The sequence below is a fragment of the Micromonospora sp. NPDC006431 genome (genome assembly GCF_042870725.1).
Lineage (GTDB): Bacteria > Actinomycetota > Actinomycetes > Mycobacteriales > Micromonosporaceae > Micromonospora.
This window is the reverse complement of record NZ_JBIAHQ010000010.1, coordinates 74,310-88,259: the sequence shown is the minus strand read 5'-3', so window position 1 is coordinate 88,259 and position 13,950 is coordinate 74,310. Positions and strand designations below refer to the sequence as shown.

The 13,950-nt window shown below is 73.0% G+C and carries 15 protein-coding genes and 6 tRNA genes; 13 read left to right on the top strand and 8 right to left on the bottom strand.

The window, feature by feature from the left end; all coding sequences use genetic code 11:
• The first annotated feature begins 51 nt into the window (after positions 1-51).
• Positions 52-477: a hypothetical protein gene (locus tag ACFYM6_RS18730; protein ID WP_387277022.1), complete on the top strand. Its 426-nt coding sequence runs from the start codon at positions 52-54 to the stop codon at positions 475-477.
• Positions 478-652: 175 nt separating this feature from the next.
• On the top strand, positions 653-2,659 hold the full coding sequence (locus tag ACFYM6_RS18725) for a GTP-binding protein (protein WP_387277021.1): 2,007 nt from the start codon (positions 653-655) through the stop codon (positions 2,657-2,659).
• Here the strand turns inward: ACFYM6_RS18725 and ACFYM6_RS18720 are convergent.
• A complete protein-coding gene (locus tag ACFYM6_RS18720; RefSeq protein WP_387277019.1) occupies positions 2,637-3,248 on the bottom strand; it encodes a DUF6058 family natural product biosynthesis protein in 612 nt (203 codons plus the stop codon). The two genes, ACFYM6_RS18725 and ACFYM6_RS18720, sit on opposite strands and share 23 nt — an antisense overlap.
• A 205-nt stretch (positions 3,249-3,453) precedes the next feature.
• On the opposite strand from ACFYM6_RS18720, the gene ACFYM6_RS18715 reads away from it, so the two are divergent.
• The 9 genes from ACFYM6_RS18715 to ACFYM6_RS18675 all read left to right on the top strand — a co-directional run bounded on the left by ACFYM6_RS18715 (position 3,454) and on the right by ACFYM6_RS18675 (position 7,262).
• A complete protein-coding gene (locus ACFYM6_RS18715) occupies positions 3,454-4,830 on the top strand; it encodes a hypothetical protein (protein WP_387277017.1) in 1,377 nt (458 codons plus the stop codon).
• Between the two features lie 178 nt (positions 4,831-5,008).
• Positions 5,009-5,131, top strand: coding sequence for a hypothetical protein (locus tag ACFYM6_RS18710; RefSeq protein ID WP_387277015.1), 123 nt, complete (start codon positions 5,009-5,011; stop codon positions 5,129-5,131).
• A gap of 358 nt (positions 5,132-5,489) precedes the next feature.
• Positions 5,490-5,562: transfer RNA gene (locus ACFYM6_RS18705), tRNA-Glu, on the top strand.
• Positions 5,563-5,589: 27 nt separating this feature from the next.
• A tRNA-Gly gene (locus tag ACFYM6_RS18700) sits at positions 5,590-5,663 on the top strand.
• A 28-nt stretch (positions 5,664-5,691) separates the two neighbouring features.
• Entirely contained in the window at positions 5,692-6,891 is a 1,200-nt protein-coding gene (locus tag ACFYM6_RS18695; protein ID WP_387277013.1) for an RtcB family protein, read from the top strand.
• 39 nt (positions 6,892-6,930) lie between these two features.
• Positions 6,931-7,003: transfer RNA gene (locus ACFYM6_RS18690), tRNA-Arg, on the top strand.
• 24 nt (positions 7,004-7,027) lie between these two features.
• Positions 7,028-7,101: transfer RNA gene (locus ACFYM6_RS18685), tRNA-Gln, on the top strand.
• 7 nt (positions 7,102-7,108) lie between these two features.
• A tRNA-Arg gene (locus tag ACFYM6_RS18680) sits at positions 7,109-7,181 on the top strand.
• 10 nt (positions 7,182-7,191) lie between these two features.
• Positions 7,192-7,262, top strand: a tRNA-Cys gene (locus tag ACFYM6_RS18675).
• Positions 7,263-7,303: 41 nt separating this feature from the next.
• Here ACFYM6_RS18675 and ACFYM6_RS18670 read toward each other — a convergent pair.
• Together ACFYM6_RS18670 and ACFYM6_RS18665 are read right to left on the bottom strand one after the other, a co-directional pair.
• Positions 7,304-7,672 (bottom strand): DUF3037 domain-containing protein, encoded by a 369-nt coding sequence (locus ACFYM6_RS18670; protein WP_357435682.1) that lies wholly within the window; start codon positions 7,670-7,672, stop codon positions 7,304-7,306.
• Positions 7,669-8,427, bottom strand: coding sequence for a HipA family kinase (locus ACFYM6_RS18665; protein WP_387277011.1), 759 nt, complete (start codon positions 8,425-8,427; stop codon positions 7,669-7,671). The genes ACFYM6_RS18670 and ACFYM6_RS18665 overlap by 4 nt, the downstream gene beginning before the upstream one ends.
• Before the next feature lie 155 nt (positions 8,428-8,582).
• Here ACFYM6_RS18665 and ACFYM6_RS18660 point away from each other — a divergent pair, with 155 nt between their 5' ends.
• Positions 8,583-8,801, top strand: coding sequence for a hypothetical protein (locus ACFYM6_RS18660; protein WP_143193900.1), 219 nt, complete (start codon positions 8,583-8,585; stop codon positions 8,799-8,801).
• Between the two features lie 8 nt (positions 8,802-8,809).
• Here ACFYM6_RS18660 and ACFYM6_RS18655 read toward each other — a convergent pair whose 3' ends face one another.
• The 4 genes from ACFYM6_RS18655 to ACFYM6_RS18640 all read right to left on the bottom strand — a co-directional run bounded on the left by ACFYM6_RS18655 (position 8,810) and on the right by ACFYM6_RS18640 (position 12,419).
• Positions 8,810-9,700: a Gmad2 immunoglobulin-like domain-containing protein gene (locus tag ACFYM6_RS18655; RefSeq protein ID WP_387277009.1), complete on the bottom strand. Its 891-nt coding sequence runs from the start codon at positions 9,698-9,700 to the stop codon at positions 8,810-8,812.
• Complete coding sequence (locus ACFYM6_RS18650) at positions 9,688-11,085, bottom strand: ATP-binding protein (protein WP_387277007.1); 1,398 nt, start codon at positions 11,083-11,085, stop codon at positions 9,688-9,690. The genes ACFYM6_RS18655 and ACFYM6_RS18650 overlap by 13 nt, the downstream gene beginning before the upstream one ends.
• Positions 11,086-11,091: 6 nt before the next feature.
• A complete protein-coding gene (locus ACFYM6_RS18645) occupies positions 11,092-11,772 on the bottom strand; it encodes a response regulator transcription factor (RefSeq protein ID WP_073833575.1) in 681 nt (226 codons plus the stop codon).
• A gap of 92 nt (positions 11,773-11,864) precedes the next feature.
• Positions 11,865-12,419 carry a hypothetical protein gene (locus ACFYM6_RS18640; protein ID WP_387277005.1) on the bottom strand — a complete coding sequence of 185 codons (555 nt, stop codon included), beginning with the start codon at positions 12,417-12,419 and terminating at the stop codon, positions 11,865-11,867.
• 239 nt (positions 12,420-12,658) lie between these two features.
• Between ACFYM6_RS18640 and ACFYM6_RS18635 the strand changes: the two genes are divergently transcribed.
• On the top strand, positions 12,659-13,078 hold the full coding sequence (locus ACFYM6_RS18635) for an NUDIX domain-containing protein (RefSeq protein ID WP_387277003.1): 420 nt from the start codon (positions 12,659-12,661) through the stop codon (positions 13,076-13,078).
• 219 nt (positions 13,079-13,297) lie between these two features.
• Here ACFYM6_RS18635 and ACFYM6_RS18630 read toward each other — a convergent pair whose 3' ends face one another.
• Entirely contained in the window at positions 13,298-13,870 is a 573-nt protein-coding gene (locus tag ACFYM6_RS18630; protein ID WP_387277001.1) for a hypothetical protein, read from the bottom strand.
• Between the last annotated feature and the right edge of the window lie 80 nt (positions 13,871-13,950).

Here is a 13,950-nt window from a genome sequence, read left to right as displayed (position 1 = left end):
CCACCGTCCCTCTGTTAGCTTGTGCTTACGAGCTTACCCGAAGGTGGGAGGGTGATTCCGGTGATCGAGCGGCTTGAACCCCTGGTCGGACGGTGGCGATCGAGCGGCCGCACGGTGGACGGCGTGCAGATCGCCGGCACGGACGCCTACGAGTGGTTTCCGGGTGGCGGGTTCCTGGTGCATCACGTCGACGTGCAGATGGGCGAAGACCGAGTGCAGGTGATCGAGATGATCGGCGACCCGGACCCGACTGACGGCGGCCGGCTGCGGATGCGGGCGTTCGACGACCAGGGCGGATACGGCGAGATGCGGGCAAGTGTCGACGACGCCGGTGTCTGGACATTCGCCGGGGACACGATGCGCACGATGCTGACCATCGACCCCGACGGCAAGACGATGGCAGCGAAATGGGAGCGCTCGCCCGACGGCGCAACCTGGGTGGACTGGATGGACATGGAGTTCGCCCGCGAAGCGTGAGCGCCCGGCCCTAGCCAGTCGACCGTCACCCGTCCGGGTTAATCGCTTGCCCGCGTAGCGACGCCGTTGTGCAATCCCACCACCACACCCACAGAGCGAAGGAGCCACGAGATGCGAGCCGCGTCCATGTCCCACCAGAAGGGAATGACCGCCTACCCGGAGGACATGACGCTGCGTGAAAACCCTCAATCTCGGCATCCTCGCCCATGTCGACGCTGGTAAGACGAGTCTGACGGAACGGCTGCTGCACAGCGCCGGCGTCATCGACGAACTCGGCAGCGTCGACGACGGCAGCACCCGTACCGACACCCTGACGCTGGAACGGCAGCGCGGCATCACCATCCGCTCCGCCGTCGTCTCCTTCCCCGTCGCCGGGGTCACCGTCAACCTGATCGACACCCCCGGCCACCCGGACTTCATCGCCGAGGTGGAACGCGCCCTCGGCGTGCTCGACGGGGCGGTGCTCGTCGTCTCCGCCGTGGAGGGCGTCCAGGCCCAGACCCGGGTGCTGGCCCGCACCCTGCACCGGCTCGGCATCCCCACCCTGATCTTCGTGAACAAGGTGGACCGGGCCGGCGCCGACCCGGACCGGGTGCTGCGGCAGATCGCCGACCGCCTCACCCCGGACGTGGTCGCCCTCGGCCAGGTGGACGCTCCCGGCACCCCCGCCGCACGATGGGTGCCCGTCCGGCCGGACGACCCCGGCCACACCACCCGGCTGGTCGACCTGCTCACCGCGCACGACGACGCGCTGCTCGCCGCGTACGTCGCCGACGAGCGGGCGGTGACTCCGGCCCGGCTGCGGGCGGCGCTCGCCGCCCAGACCGCGCGGGCCCGGGTGCATCCCGCGTACGCCGGCTCCGCCATCACCGGCGCCGGGGTCGACGACCTGATCGCCGGCCTCGCCGAGCTGCTGCCCGCCGCCGACGGCGACCACCAGGCCCCGCTCTCCGGCACCGTCTTCAAGGTCGAGCGCGGCCCGGCCGGCGAGAAGATCGCGTACGCCCGGATCTTCGCCGGGACCGTACGGGTCCGCGACCGGATCCGCTACCGGCGGGACCTCGAAGCCAAGGTGACCGGCCTCTGGGTCTTCGCCGGTGGCGAGGCGACGCCCGCGGACTCGGTCGGCGCCGGCCGGATCGCCCGGGCGCACGGCCTGACCGACGTCAAGGTCGGTGACCCGCTCGGCACCCCGCCCGACCGCCCGGCCGCCCGCCACCACTTCGCCCCGCCCACCCTGGAGACTGTGGTCGTACCCGTGCGCGCGGCCGACCGACCGGCCCTGCACGCCGCCCTCGCCCAACTCGCCGAGCAGGACCCGCTGATCAACCTCCGCCAGGACGACCTGCGCCAGGAGATCGCGGTGTCCCTCTACGGCGAGGTGCAGAAGGAGGTCATCCAGGCCACCCTCGCCGACGAGTACGGCGTCCCGGTCAGCTTCCGGGAGACCACCACCGTCTGCGTGGAACGGCCGGTCGGCGTCGGCACCGCGGTCGAGTGGATCGGCCGGGACCCGAACCCGTTCCTCGGCACCGTCGGGCTTCGGGTGGAGCCCGGCCCGCTCGACAGCGGCGTCGAGTTCCGGCTCGGCATCGAGCTCGGCTCGATGCCGCTGGCGTTCCTCAAGGCCATCGAGGAGACCGTCCGGGAGACCCTGCGGCAGGGGCTGCACGGCTGGCAGGTGATCGACTGCGTGGTCACCCTCACCCACGGCGGCTACTGGGCCCGGCAGAGCCACTCGCACGGCGTGTTCGACAAGAGCATGTCCAGCACCGCGGGGGACTTCCGTAACCTGACGCCACTGGTGCTCATGGCCGCGCTCAGCCGCGCCGGCACCCGCGTCCACGAGCCGGTGCACCGGTTCCGCCTGGACCTGCCGGCCGACCTGTTCGGCGCGGTGCTGCCGGTACTGTCCGGCCTCGACGCGGTGCCCCGCACCGCCACCCCGCACGGCAGCGGGTACCTGGTCGAGGGCGAGGTGCCGGCCGGGCGGGTGCACGCGTTGGAACAGCGGCTGCCCGCGCTGACCCGGGGCGAGGGGACCCTCGAATCGGAGTTCGACCACTACCGGCCGGTCCGCGGCCCCGCCCCCAGCCGGCCCCGCTGGGACCACGACCCCCTCCACCGCAAGGAGTACCTGCTCGCCGTGGCCCGCCGGGTCACCGCCCGTGCGGAGCGGTGACCCGGCGCGGGTACCGGGCCCGCACCGCGTCGATGCAGGTGTCCCGCGAGGTCGGGCCGCCGAACCGGAGCCGGTCGTACCCGGTGAACTGCGGCTCCAGCGCGTCCAGCTCGTCGACCAGCACGTGCAGCCGGTCCAGCCAGCCCGCCGACCCCGCGTCCGGCGTGGCCGGCGCCGCCTCGATCGCCGTGACCAGCTCGCCCTTGCGCCGAATGTTCCCCGGCGTCACCGAGTGCAGGCACACGTACCGCCCGCTCAGGTAGGCATCCCACTCGGCCGCGCCCTGCGCCGGGTCGGCCCAGTGCCCGACGAACCACTCCGCCAGCAGCTCCGGGCCGCCCGCCCGCTCCGCCAGCGCGAACAGGTCGGCCGGCACCATCTCCGCGCCGTCCGAGCGCAGATAGCCCGGCAACGGCAGCCGCCGGTCCAGCATCAACCGGCGTACGCCGTCCGGGTCCCGCCCGGTCGCCGCGCACAGCTCCGTCAGCACCACGAACTGCCCGTTGACGTACGCGTCGTCCGCGGCCGTCATCGGGTGCTCCCCGTTGACCTCGCGGAACCGCTCCGCCACCCGCCGCCGCAACTCCATCCTGGCCTTCCTTCCTCCGATGCCCCGCGACAGGCTAGGCGCCGCACCCTTCGGTGCCCGCCGAACTCTCCGCGTGAACACGCCGCGATGCCCGCCGTGCAGCGGAGACCCGGGCACGGCTCAGATAGGTCCCAGATCCCGGCGAACCCACGCTGTCGGACCCCAGCGGTAGCGTGGGCCCGCACGGACGTGGGGAGGACGAATCATGGCAAAAGGCCGGGAGAAGGTCAGCGTCACCTGCGCCGAGTGTGGCCACACGCGATCGGTGCGTGCGGCACTCGTCCGCGGCTTCGACGCGTTGGTATGCGCCCGCCACCGCCTCCTCGACCCGCCGGCCTCGCTGGTCGTGCCCGACGGCCACCTCGTGGCCGTCACCCCGAACATCGCTGGTTACTTCACCGGCTACACCGTCAGCGAACCGACCCCCGGCCAGGCACGCTCGATCTGGCGCGCCAAGACGCTCGCCGCCGCCGCGACCGGCCGCCCCGCCCCACCGCCGCCACCGGACGACGACGTGTCGGCCTGGCAGCCGGTCATCGACGCACTCACCGCCAAGCTCGGCCCCGACGGCTGGGAACTCGCTGATGCCGACTCCGAGCGCGGCCGCCGCGGCCGGGTGTGGACAGTAAAGATCTACACCGACTTCGGCTGGGCCGGATTCCTCGAAGGGTCACCCCGGCAGATCGCCGCGGACCTGGCCGCGATCCGCGACGACTATGCCCGACAGACCGCCGCTGCCGGGCTGATCTGTCCCCGCTGCGACGCCGACCTGTCCCCGACCGCGCCCGCCAGTCGCTGCGACTGCGGCTCGATCGCCTGGCAGCCGGTCGCCTGGAGGGCCAACGACCCGGTGTCCGTGATCGCCGACGCGCTGGCCTACATCGACGAAGCCCCACCGTATGAGGTCGCCGCCGAACACGTGTTACTCACCTGCCTGCTCGAACCCCACATCGACTGGAACGTCGGCGAGCAGCGGTGGCCAGCGGTCAATTTCGACGGCATTGCAGACGCCCTGCAAGTGCTCGTCCCACACGCGCGCTGGGCGACGATCGGGGAACGGTTGCGCGCAGTGCTGCCGGTCGGTGCCCGCTGGGAGGGCGGCCGCGCCGCGCAGCTGCGCCAGGCAGCGAGCGCCCTGGGGTACGAGCTGGTCCGCACCCACCCGATTGACGACCTGCGTATCCCCTGCCTGGTGGCGGGCGACGACACCGACCGCGGCCTACCGAAATGGTTCGACGTCACCGCTGCCGGCGAAGGCTGGCAGCTGCGGATCGACGCTGACGCCGGGCGGCTGCGGCAGCGGTGCGTCGACGACCATCCGGACGTGGACGACGAAGACCTCGGCGAGGCCATCGACCAGGTGCTGGACGACCTCATGCTCTCCGACGATGACGTCACGTGGGCGGTAGCCACCTATTGGTGGGAAGGCGCCCTCGCGGTCGCGCGCCCGATCGACGACCCGTGCGACGTCGCGGCGCTGTCCGCGGCACTGCGCGAGGGCGTCGAGGCGGTGGCTGCCCTTCACGCCACCGTCACCACCCGCGTCACCGCCTTCCTACGCGATGCCAACGAAACGAAATGAGCGGCCTGAGGTTGAGGAACCTCGGTGCCCCGGCTCGCCGACTCGTCGCCGTCACCCTGGCCGGCCTGCGCCGGCACCGGCTTACGGTGGGTGTGCGAATATCCATTGCGGTCCGCCCGCCGGCACGCCTACCGTGAGCGGGCAACGTCAACCGGTACCACCACGCAGGGAGCACACCGTGTCGCAGCAGAACCGCACCCAGGCCGAGCGGCCCACGCCGCGCGGCGGTGCCCTGCTGCCGAAACTCGGCCTGGGCGGCTGCCGACGGCAGCGGTGGCAACCAGGGTGGTGGCGCGACTAGCGCCAGCGCGACACCCGCGCAGCCGCCCGCCCCACGACCAGGGACCGGGCGGCTTTTCGTCACCCGCTCCGAGGGGCGTAGCTCAACGAAAGAGCACCGGATTCCAAACCCGACGGTTGCAGGTTCGAATCCTGTCGGCCCTGCTTCACCCCGTCCCGGCCGCCGGCCGGTGACGTCGCATCTTCTTAACTCCACAGTGGACGGCATGAGTTACTCGCCCGACCCGACGTCCCTCCCGGCGCCGGCCGGGCCTCCGGGACGAGGGAGCTGGCTGACCCGCTCGCCTTGGGCGCGAGAGACACGCGGTTCGATTCCGCGGTCCCGGACTTTCGCGGGACGGCAACCCGCCGTCCCGCACGGGCCGTTGGAGCAATTGGCAGCTCACCCGGTTCTCACCCGGGAGGTCACGGGTTCGAGTCCCGTACGGCCTACGCCGGTCCCACCTCCGGGACCACCTCGCGGTTGTAGCGCAGTCAGGCAGCGCGTCACCTTGCCATGGTGAAGATCGCCGGTTCGAATCCGGCCGGCCGCTCGGACATCCCTCGACCAAGGAGACGACGATGGGTTACACCCCGCTGGCCGGCACCCGGGCGCCGGTCCGGGTCTGGACCGACCCCTACAGCATCGAGGCGCAGGCGGCCAAGCAGCTGCGCAACATCGGCGCCCTGCCCTGGGTGCAGGGGGTCGCCGTCATGCCGGACGTGCACTTCGGCAAGGGCGCCACCGTCGGCTCGGTCATCGCGATGCGCCAGGCCGTCTCGCCGGCGGCGGTCGGCGTCGACATCGGCTGCGGCATGTCGGCGGTACGTACCTCGCTCACCGCGGCCGACCTGCCCGACGACCTCGCCCCGCTGCGTACGGCGATCGAGGCGGCCATCCCGGTCGGCTTCGCCATGCGGGACGACGCGGTCGACCCGCGCCGGGTCCGCGGCCTGGAGCAGCGCGGCTGGGACGACTTCTGGCGGCGCTTCGGCACCCTCGACCGGAAGGTGGCGCAGCTGGAGACCCGGGCCCAGCGCCAGCTGGGCACCCTCGGCGGCGGCAACCACTTCATCGAGGTCTGCCTGGAGCAGGGCGGCCCCGACGACGGCCAGGTCTGGCTGATGCTGCACTCCGGTTCCCGCAACATCGGCAAGGAGCTCGCTGAGCGGCACATTTCGGTGGCCCGCGGGCTGCCGCACAACGTCGACCTGCCCGACCGGGACCTCGCGGTGTTCCTCGCCGGCACCCCGGAGATGGACGCCTACCGGCGGGACCTCTGGTGGGCGCAGGAGTACGCGCGCCGCAACCGGGCCGTCATGCTCGCCCTGCTCTGCGGGGTGGTGCGCGACGAGTTCCCGCACGTGACGTTCGGCGAGCCGACCAGCTGTCACCACAACTACGTGGCGGAGGAGGCGTACGACGGGGTGGACGTGCTGGTGACCCGCAAGGGCGCCATCCGGGCCGGCAAGGGCGACCTCGGCATCATCCCGGGGTCGATGGGCACCGGCTCGTACATCGTGCGCGGCAAGGGCAACCTCGACGCGTACTGCTCGGCGTCGCACGGCGCCGGGCGCCGGATGTCGCGCGGTCAGGCGAAGCGGACCTACAGCACCGCGGACCTGGCGGCGCAGACGGCCGGTGTGGAGTGCCGCAAGGACGCCGGGGTGGTGGACGAGATCCCCGGCGCGTACAAGGACATCACCCAGGTGATGGCGCAGCAGGAGGACCTGGTCGAGGTGGTGGCGCACCTCAAGCAGGTGGTCTGCGTGAAGGGTTGACCAGACCGGCGCCCCGCGGGGGGAGGGCGCCGGTCACCCGCCCCGGTGGCGCAGCAGAGAGCGCGCCGAACTACGAATTCGGAGGACCCAGGTTCGAATCCTGGTCGGGGCACGGTCCGCCGCTCGGCGGACACCATGCGAGCTGGTGCAAGTTGGCAGCACGTCCCTCTCTGGAAGGGAAGGTTGGAGGTTCGAGTCCTCCGCTCGCAGCGCTCATGCCCCCGTGGCGCAGCGGAGAGCGCGTCGGATTCCGGATCCGAAGGCCGCTGGTTCGAATCCAGCTGGGGGCACGAACCTCCCGACCGAGTGCCCGAATGGCCAGGAAACGATCTGCAAAACCGTGCATGTGGGTTCGAGCCCCACCTCGGTCTCGATATGCCGTCCGCTGTGCAGTTGATCGTCGCGCCGCCGCTCAGCGCACCAGCGTCTCCAACAGCCGGTCCAACTCCGCCGCCGGGTCGGCGGTGAGGCCGGTGTGCACCGGCCCAGCCTGGATCATCGTGCTGCGCGGCGCGACCAGCCAGCGGAACCGCTCGCCGTGCCGCATCCCCGCCGACGGGCCGGCCCCCACGCAGGTCCGGTCCCACGAGTCCAGCGCCGCCGCGACCTCGGCCAGGTCCACGTCGGGCGCGAGCGCCCGGGCCCGGTCGGCGTCGAGGTGGGTACGCGCGCCGAGGAAGTCGAGGGCCTGGCAGTAGAGGATCACCCCGACGTTGATCTGCTCGCCGCGCTCGATGCGGGGCACCAGCCGGATCACCGCGTACTCGAAGGGCTGCCTCATGCGACGCTCTCCTGCGGCAGCCAGTCGGCGGTGCGCGCGACCCGCCGGGTGAGGTGGTCGACATAGGCCGCCCGGGCCGCGTCGGCGGAGTCGAAGTCGGGGCCGGTCAGCCATTCGTCGGGGACCAGGGCCAGCACCTCGGTCAGCAGTGCGGGGGTGACCCGTGGTGCCAGGTCGGCGTCCGCCTCGGCGAGCCGGGTGGCGTACGGGGCGAGCACGTGGTCGTCGGCCCGGTACGCCCGGTGCACGGCCGCCTCGGCACGCGGCCAGTTGTGGTGGAAGTACAGGCAGGCGCCGTGGTCGATCAGCCAGAGCTGCCGGTGCCAGATCAGCAGGTTGGGGTTGCGCCAGCTGCGGTCGACGTTCTCGGTGAACGCGTCGAACCAGAGCACCCGGGAGGCGAGGACCGGGTCGACGGGGTGCGCCATGGGGTCGTAGCCGAGCGCGCCGGGCAGGAAGTCCATCCCCAGGTTGGCGCCGCCGCTGCCGCGTAGCAGTTCCTGCACCTCCTCGTCCGGTTCGGCCCGGCCGATCACCGGGTCGATGTCGAGCACGACCAGGCGGGGCACCGCCAGCCCGAGCCGGCGGGCCAGTTCCCCGCAGATCACCTCGGCGACGAGGGCCTTCGGGCCCTGTCCCGCTCCGCGGAACTTCGCCACGTAGGTGCCGAGGTCGTCGGCTTCGACCACGCCGGGCAGCGAGCCGCCCTCGCGCAGCGGGGTGACGTATCGGATTCCGGTGACCTGGCGGAGCACGACGCCCACCCTAGCGCCGCGGTCGTCGGCGTTCGGCGGTGGGACGCGGCGCGGTCCACCGTGCGTGATCGCCCGTCCGCGGGAAGTGGGCGGCGACCTGGGTCTCAGGCCGCTAACCCGCCCGCACGGCCCTCGGCTTCGCTACGGTGAGTAGCGTGGCAATCGCGAAGCTGCGCCTGCGGGGCGGGCCGTACGACGGGATGAGCGTGGACTGGGACGTGCCGGATGCGGATGATCCGCCGACGACGTACCAGCTCAAGCTGCATGGACCCCATGAAACGACGGAGACCGTCGAGTATCGCCGAGTGGAGCGGGCGCCGGAGGGCGCGGCCGAGTCGTGGATCTACGAGACACCTGCGGCCACCACCGGGTAGGGCGAGCTCTACCCGTCGGCGGTCAGGACGACGGGAACCGCCATGACGTTGATCCGGGAACCGTCCCGGGCTGACACCTCGTACACCTCGATGGTGCCCGGTCCGGTGCGGTCGAGCCGGTAGCCGACCCGTACCCGGTAGTCGCCCCGGCAGCCGGAACCGCACGTCGCGGTGGTGAACGCGGTGCCCACCTCCCGGCCGGTGGCGTCCAGGACCCGGACGCTCACTGTCGCCTCGAAGACGTCGGCGGTCCCGGTCACCGTCACCGGGCTGGTGATTCGGTCGCCGATCGCCGGTCCGGTCACCACGATCGGCGGCAGCAGGTCGGCGAGGTCGCCGCGGGCGGCCGGCGCGGTGTCGTTCGCGGCGAAGGCCACCCGGCGCACGGTGGGGAACTGGGTCAGCGTCCAGACCACCTGGGCCCGGCGCAGCCGGACGGTCGCCGGGTCGTCGCCGTCGAAGCCGGCCGGCGGGACCAGCGTGGCAAGCCCGCCGGCGATGCGGCTTACCTGCGTGCCGGCCGGGACCAGGGTGGTCATGCCGGTGGCCGTCTCGGCGAGGGACGGGCCGGCGGCCAGTTCGGTGAGTGCCAGCCGGGAGGTGGTCGGGGTGGCGGGCAGCGTACGCCGGGTCGGCACGAGTTTGCCGCCTCGGGTGAACCAGAGCTGCAGGGTGACCGTCCCGTCCGGGCTGGGCTCCTCGACGCCGGTCGTGGCGGCGGGCGTCGACGGGCGGGTGGTGGGGGAGACGGTGGCGGGTGTGCGGCCCGCGCCCGTCGGCGTGGCGCCGGCGGTCCGGGAGGCTCCGGCGGGGGCCGGGCCGAGGGTGCCGGTGCGGGCCGGCGCGCAGCCGGCGGTGAGCAGGAGCAGTGCGGTGAGCGGGGCGATCAGGCGTCGCACGGGTCACCTCCTCCGGTGAGGGGCAGTTCGAGGCGGAAACGGGTGCCGCGGCCGATCTCGCTGTGTGCCGTCAGCCGTCCGCCGAGCAGTCGGGTGTTCTCCTGGGCGATGGCCAGGCCGAGGCCGCTGCCGGGTCCGGTGCGGGCCGGGTCGACCTTGTAGAAGCGGTCGAACAGGTGTGGCAGGTGCTCGGCGGGGATGCCGGGACCCTGGTCGGTGACCTCGACGACGACCGTCTCGCCGGTGTGCCGTACCTCGGCCCGGACCTCGCCGCCGCCGTGCTCGACCGCGTTGGACACCAGGTTGGCCAGCACCCGTTCCAGCCGGCGCGGGTCGGTGTCGGTGGGGGGTGCCTCCCCGGCGACGGTCACCCGGTCGGTCCAGCCCCGCGCGTCGACGATCCCGCGGAGCACCGCGACGGTGTCCACCGGCCGGATCGACACGGGTTCCCGCCCGGCGTCGAGGCGGGAGATCTCCATCAGTTCCTCGACGAGCCGGCGGAGCCGGACCACGTCGGTGACGAGGAGTTCGGCGGCGCGGCGGGCGTCGGCGGGGAGGGCGTCGAGCTGGTCGGCGAGCAGCGACGCCGCGGCCACCAGGGCGGTGACCGGCGTACGCAGTTCGTGCGCCACGTCGGCGGTGAACCGCCGCTCCCGGGCCTGGGCTCGGGACAGTGCCTCGATCTTCGTCTCCAGCGCCTCGGCCATCTCGTTGAACGACGCGGCCCACGCGGAGAACTCGTCGCGGCCGCGTACCGGCAGCCGGGTGTCCAGCAGCCCTTCGGCCACGGCGCGGGCGGCCCGGCTGGCCCGGCCCACCGGTTCCAGGGTGCGCCGGGCGAGGGCGTTGCCGACTGCGGCGGCGAGCAGCACCACCGCGATCCAGCCGACCGCCAACGCGGTGCGGAGCTGGTTGAGGCCGTCGGCGAGGTCGTCCTCGACGGTCAGCACGTACAGCTCGGCGGTGGAGCCGGGGATCCGGCCGCCAACCACGAGCAGGTGCGGCCGGGCGCCGCCGGGGGAGCGTTGGAAGCCGAGTTGCCCGGCGGCGACCGCGTCCCGCAGGGCCGGGCCGGGCGTCGGCGCGTACCGGGGGTTCGACGCCTGGGTGTCGCCGGCGACCAGCAGCACGTGCCGTCCGTTCTGCTCGAAGCTGGCCAGCAGGTCCGCCCGGCGGGTGTCGGTCAGCGGCAGGAACTGGGCGGCGAGGACGAGCTGGTAGCGGGCGTCGGCGGCGGCGCGTTGCAGCGAGCCGTCGAACCGGGCCTGCCGCAGCATCAGGTACGACCCGCCGGCGAGCGCGCCGGCGGAGACCCCGGCGACGAGCACGAACGCGATGACGAGCCGGCGCCGTAAGCGCCCGGGGGTGACCCTGCCCGCCGTCATCGCCCGTCACCCCGTCGACAGTTTGTAGCCGGCGCCGCGGACCGTCCTGATCAGCGTCGGGGCGCCGGGGTCGTCCTCCACCTTGGCGCGCAGCCGTTGCACCGCCACGTCCACGAGCCGGGAGTCACCGAGGTAGCTGTGCCCCCACACCCGGTCGAGCAGCAGTTCGCGGGTGAACACCTGCCCGGGCCGGCGGGCCAGTTCCAGCAGCAGCCGGAACTCGGTCGCGGTGAGGGTCAGTTCGCGGCCGGCCTTGCGGGCCACGAACCGGGCCGGGTCGATCTCCAGCGGCCCGGCCGTCACGGTGGTGTCAGTGACCGGGGCGACGGTGCGGCGGAGCACGGCGCGGACCCGGGCGACCAGTTCCGGGAGGTCGAACGGTTTGCGCAGGTAGTCGTCGGCGCCGCATTCCAGCCCGACGACCACGTCGATGGTGTCGGTGCGGGCGGTGAGCATCAGGATCGGCACCTGGCTGGTCCGCCGGATCTCCCGGCAGACCTCGAAGCCGTCGAGGCCGGGGAGCATCACGTCGAGCACGATCAGGTCGGCCGGCCGGGCCCGCCACGCGGCGAGGGCCGCCCGTCCGTCCGCTGCGGTCTCCACCCGGAATCCGGCCCGCCGCAGACCGAGGGCGGTGACCTCCCGGATGGAGGCATCGTCCTCGACCACCAGCACGCGGCCCTCCATGGCCACCGAGGGTAGCCGGGTGCGACGTTGCGGGGTGCTGGCGCAACGGTCGGTGATGGGGACCCGGTCGGCCCCCATCACCGCCGACGGGCTCAGGCCTGCCACCGGTGGGCCACGTCGAGGACGATGCGGCTGTGCGTACCGGGGCCGTCGAGCACGAAGACCCGGTACGGCAGCCGGGCGCGGACGCCCACGGCGAAGGTGGTGTAGCCCTCGAAGCTGCCGCCGAAGACCACGTCCCGCAGGGTTCGGTAGCCGAGCGGGTTCGCGACGTGCTCACCGGTGCGGTACGGCACGGTGGCCGCGCGGTTCCCGTCGTAGGCCGGGGCCCGCAGCGAGACCCGCAGCAGCGCGCCACCCGCGGTGTACCCGGACAGCGCCAGCCCGTGCCCCTCGGTGTAGGTCTCCCCGTACGCGACCGACCAGCCGTCGGCCGGGCCGCCGAACTCGAAGACCACCCGGTCCCAGCAGCCGTGCTGGCCGGTGCGGACCTCGACCAGTGGGGCGTTGCTCAGCTTGCCGCCCGCCCTGGCCGTGCTGCCCCAGGTGATGCCGCAGTACGGCGTGGCCGCCGCGGCGCCGCCGACGCCGGCGACCAGCCCGCCGAGCACGACGACCAGGGCCACCAGTGCGCTCCTGAGTCTCATCGCTGTCCTCCTGTCGATGCTCGGGACGAGCACCGGACCGTCTCCGGTGGTCCCGTGCGCTCGACGGTCGACCCGTCGTGCCACGGTGGCTTCGCAGCGGCGTAACCGCCAGGTAACAGCGCCGGCCACCTGACCGGGGCGGGCCGTGCGGTTCCTGCTCTACGCCCGGACCAGCTCCGCCGAGGCGTTACTGGCCGGGGCCGGGCCGGCCGGGCAGACCGGTCGCGCAGAATGAGCTGATGTCCGCGCGTACCCCATCGGTTTCCTGCGTCTTCGTCTGTCACGACCGTGCCGGCCGGCTGCTGCTCGCCCGGCGCGGTGCCGGTGCCCGCGACGAGCCGGGCACCTGGGACACCGGCGCCGGCGCGCTCGAGTTCGGTGAGACGTTCGAGGCGGCCGTCACCCGCGAGGTCGGCGAGGAGTACGCCACGTCACCGCTGGCGATCACCCTGCTCGGGGTGCGCAACGTGCTGCGCGACGACCCGCCTTCGCACTGGGTGGCGGTGGTCTTCGCGGTCCTGGTGGACCCGGCCACGGTCGCCATCGGCGAGCCGCACAAGTTCGACCGGCTCGGCTGGTACAGCCGCGACGCGCTGCCGACGCCGCTGCACTCGCAGCTCGCGCCCACCCTGGCGCTGCTGCCGGACCCGCTGACCTGACCCCGGACGTCTAGGGGCGTGCAGATCTCTACCGGCTGCCACGACAACGCCTTCTGGCGCTCCGTCGCGCCGGAACAGGTACGCGCGATCAGCGCGGCGTTGGCGGACTGATCACCTCGGCGTCGATGTGCACGGTGGTGACTCAGGCCCGAGGCCGCCGAGGCCGGGGCAGCAGCAGAGTCGCCCATCGCCGCCGGCCCAGCTGACTGCACCCGCTGATCACGGCTTCGGGCAGCTCGGGTCGGCGTAGATGGTGAGGTAGATGAGAGCCGGTGCGACGACGGACCACTGCGGGGATGCCGGCCGGTCCGCCGTGCTCGGTCGGACGTCCATGCGCTGTGTCGCCTGGGACCGGATGAGCAGCCGGCTGGGTACTCCGCGGACGTCTCGGCAATAGATGAGGGTCGACTCGCCGGGCACGTCCGGCGGGACGTCGGTGTCCACCACGGGACGCCATCCGTCGCCGCTGGCCACGGGGTCGAAGGTGCGGCGCACCGTCGCGTCGTCGTAGTCGCGCTCGGGCCGCCAGGTCAGGGTGACCGAGGTGTTCGACACGTCCTCCTTGTTCAGCTGGCGGCACCCTGTGCTGCGGACGATGTCGCCGCCGCGCTGGGCGCCCTCCGGCCGCACCGCGAGGACCGGGTCGTCCGCGTACGCGTCGAGCAGTTCGTCCTCGTCGTTCGGGACCGTGCAGCCCGGCACTCGGGCCCCACCGGTCACGTCCGCCCACCCACACCCGCTCAGCGCCACCGTCAGCAGCGTCACGACCGGCCAGAACCCCCGACGTCTCATCGATCCAGGTTAGGGCCCTCAGGGTTGTCCGGCCGTCCCGTGGAGTACCGCCGCGGGCGCCGCCCTCCGGCGACGGCGCC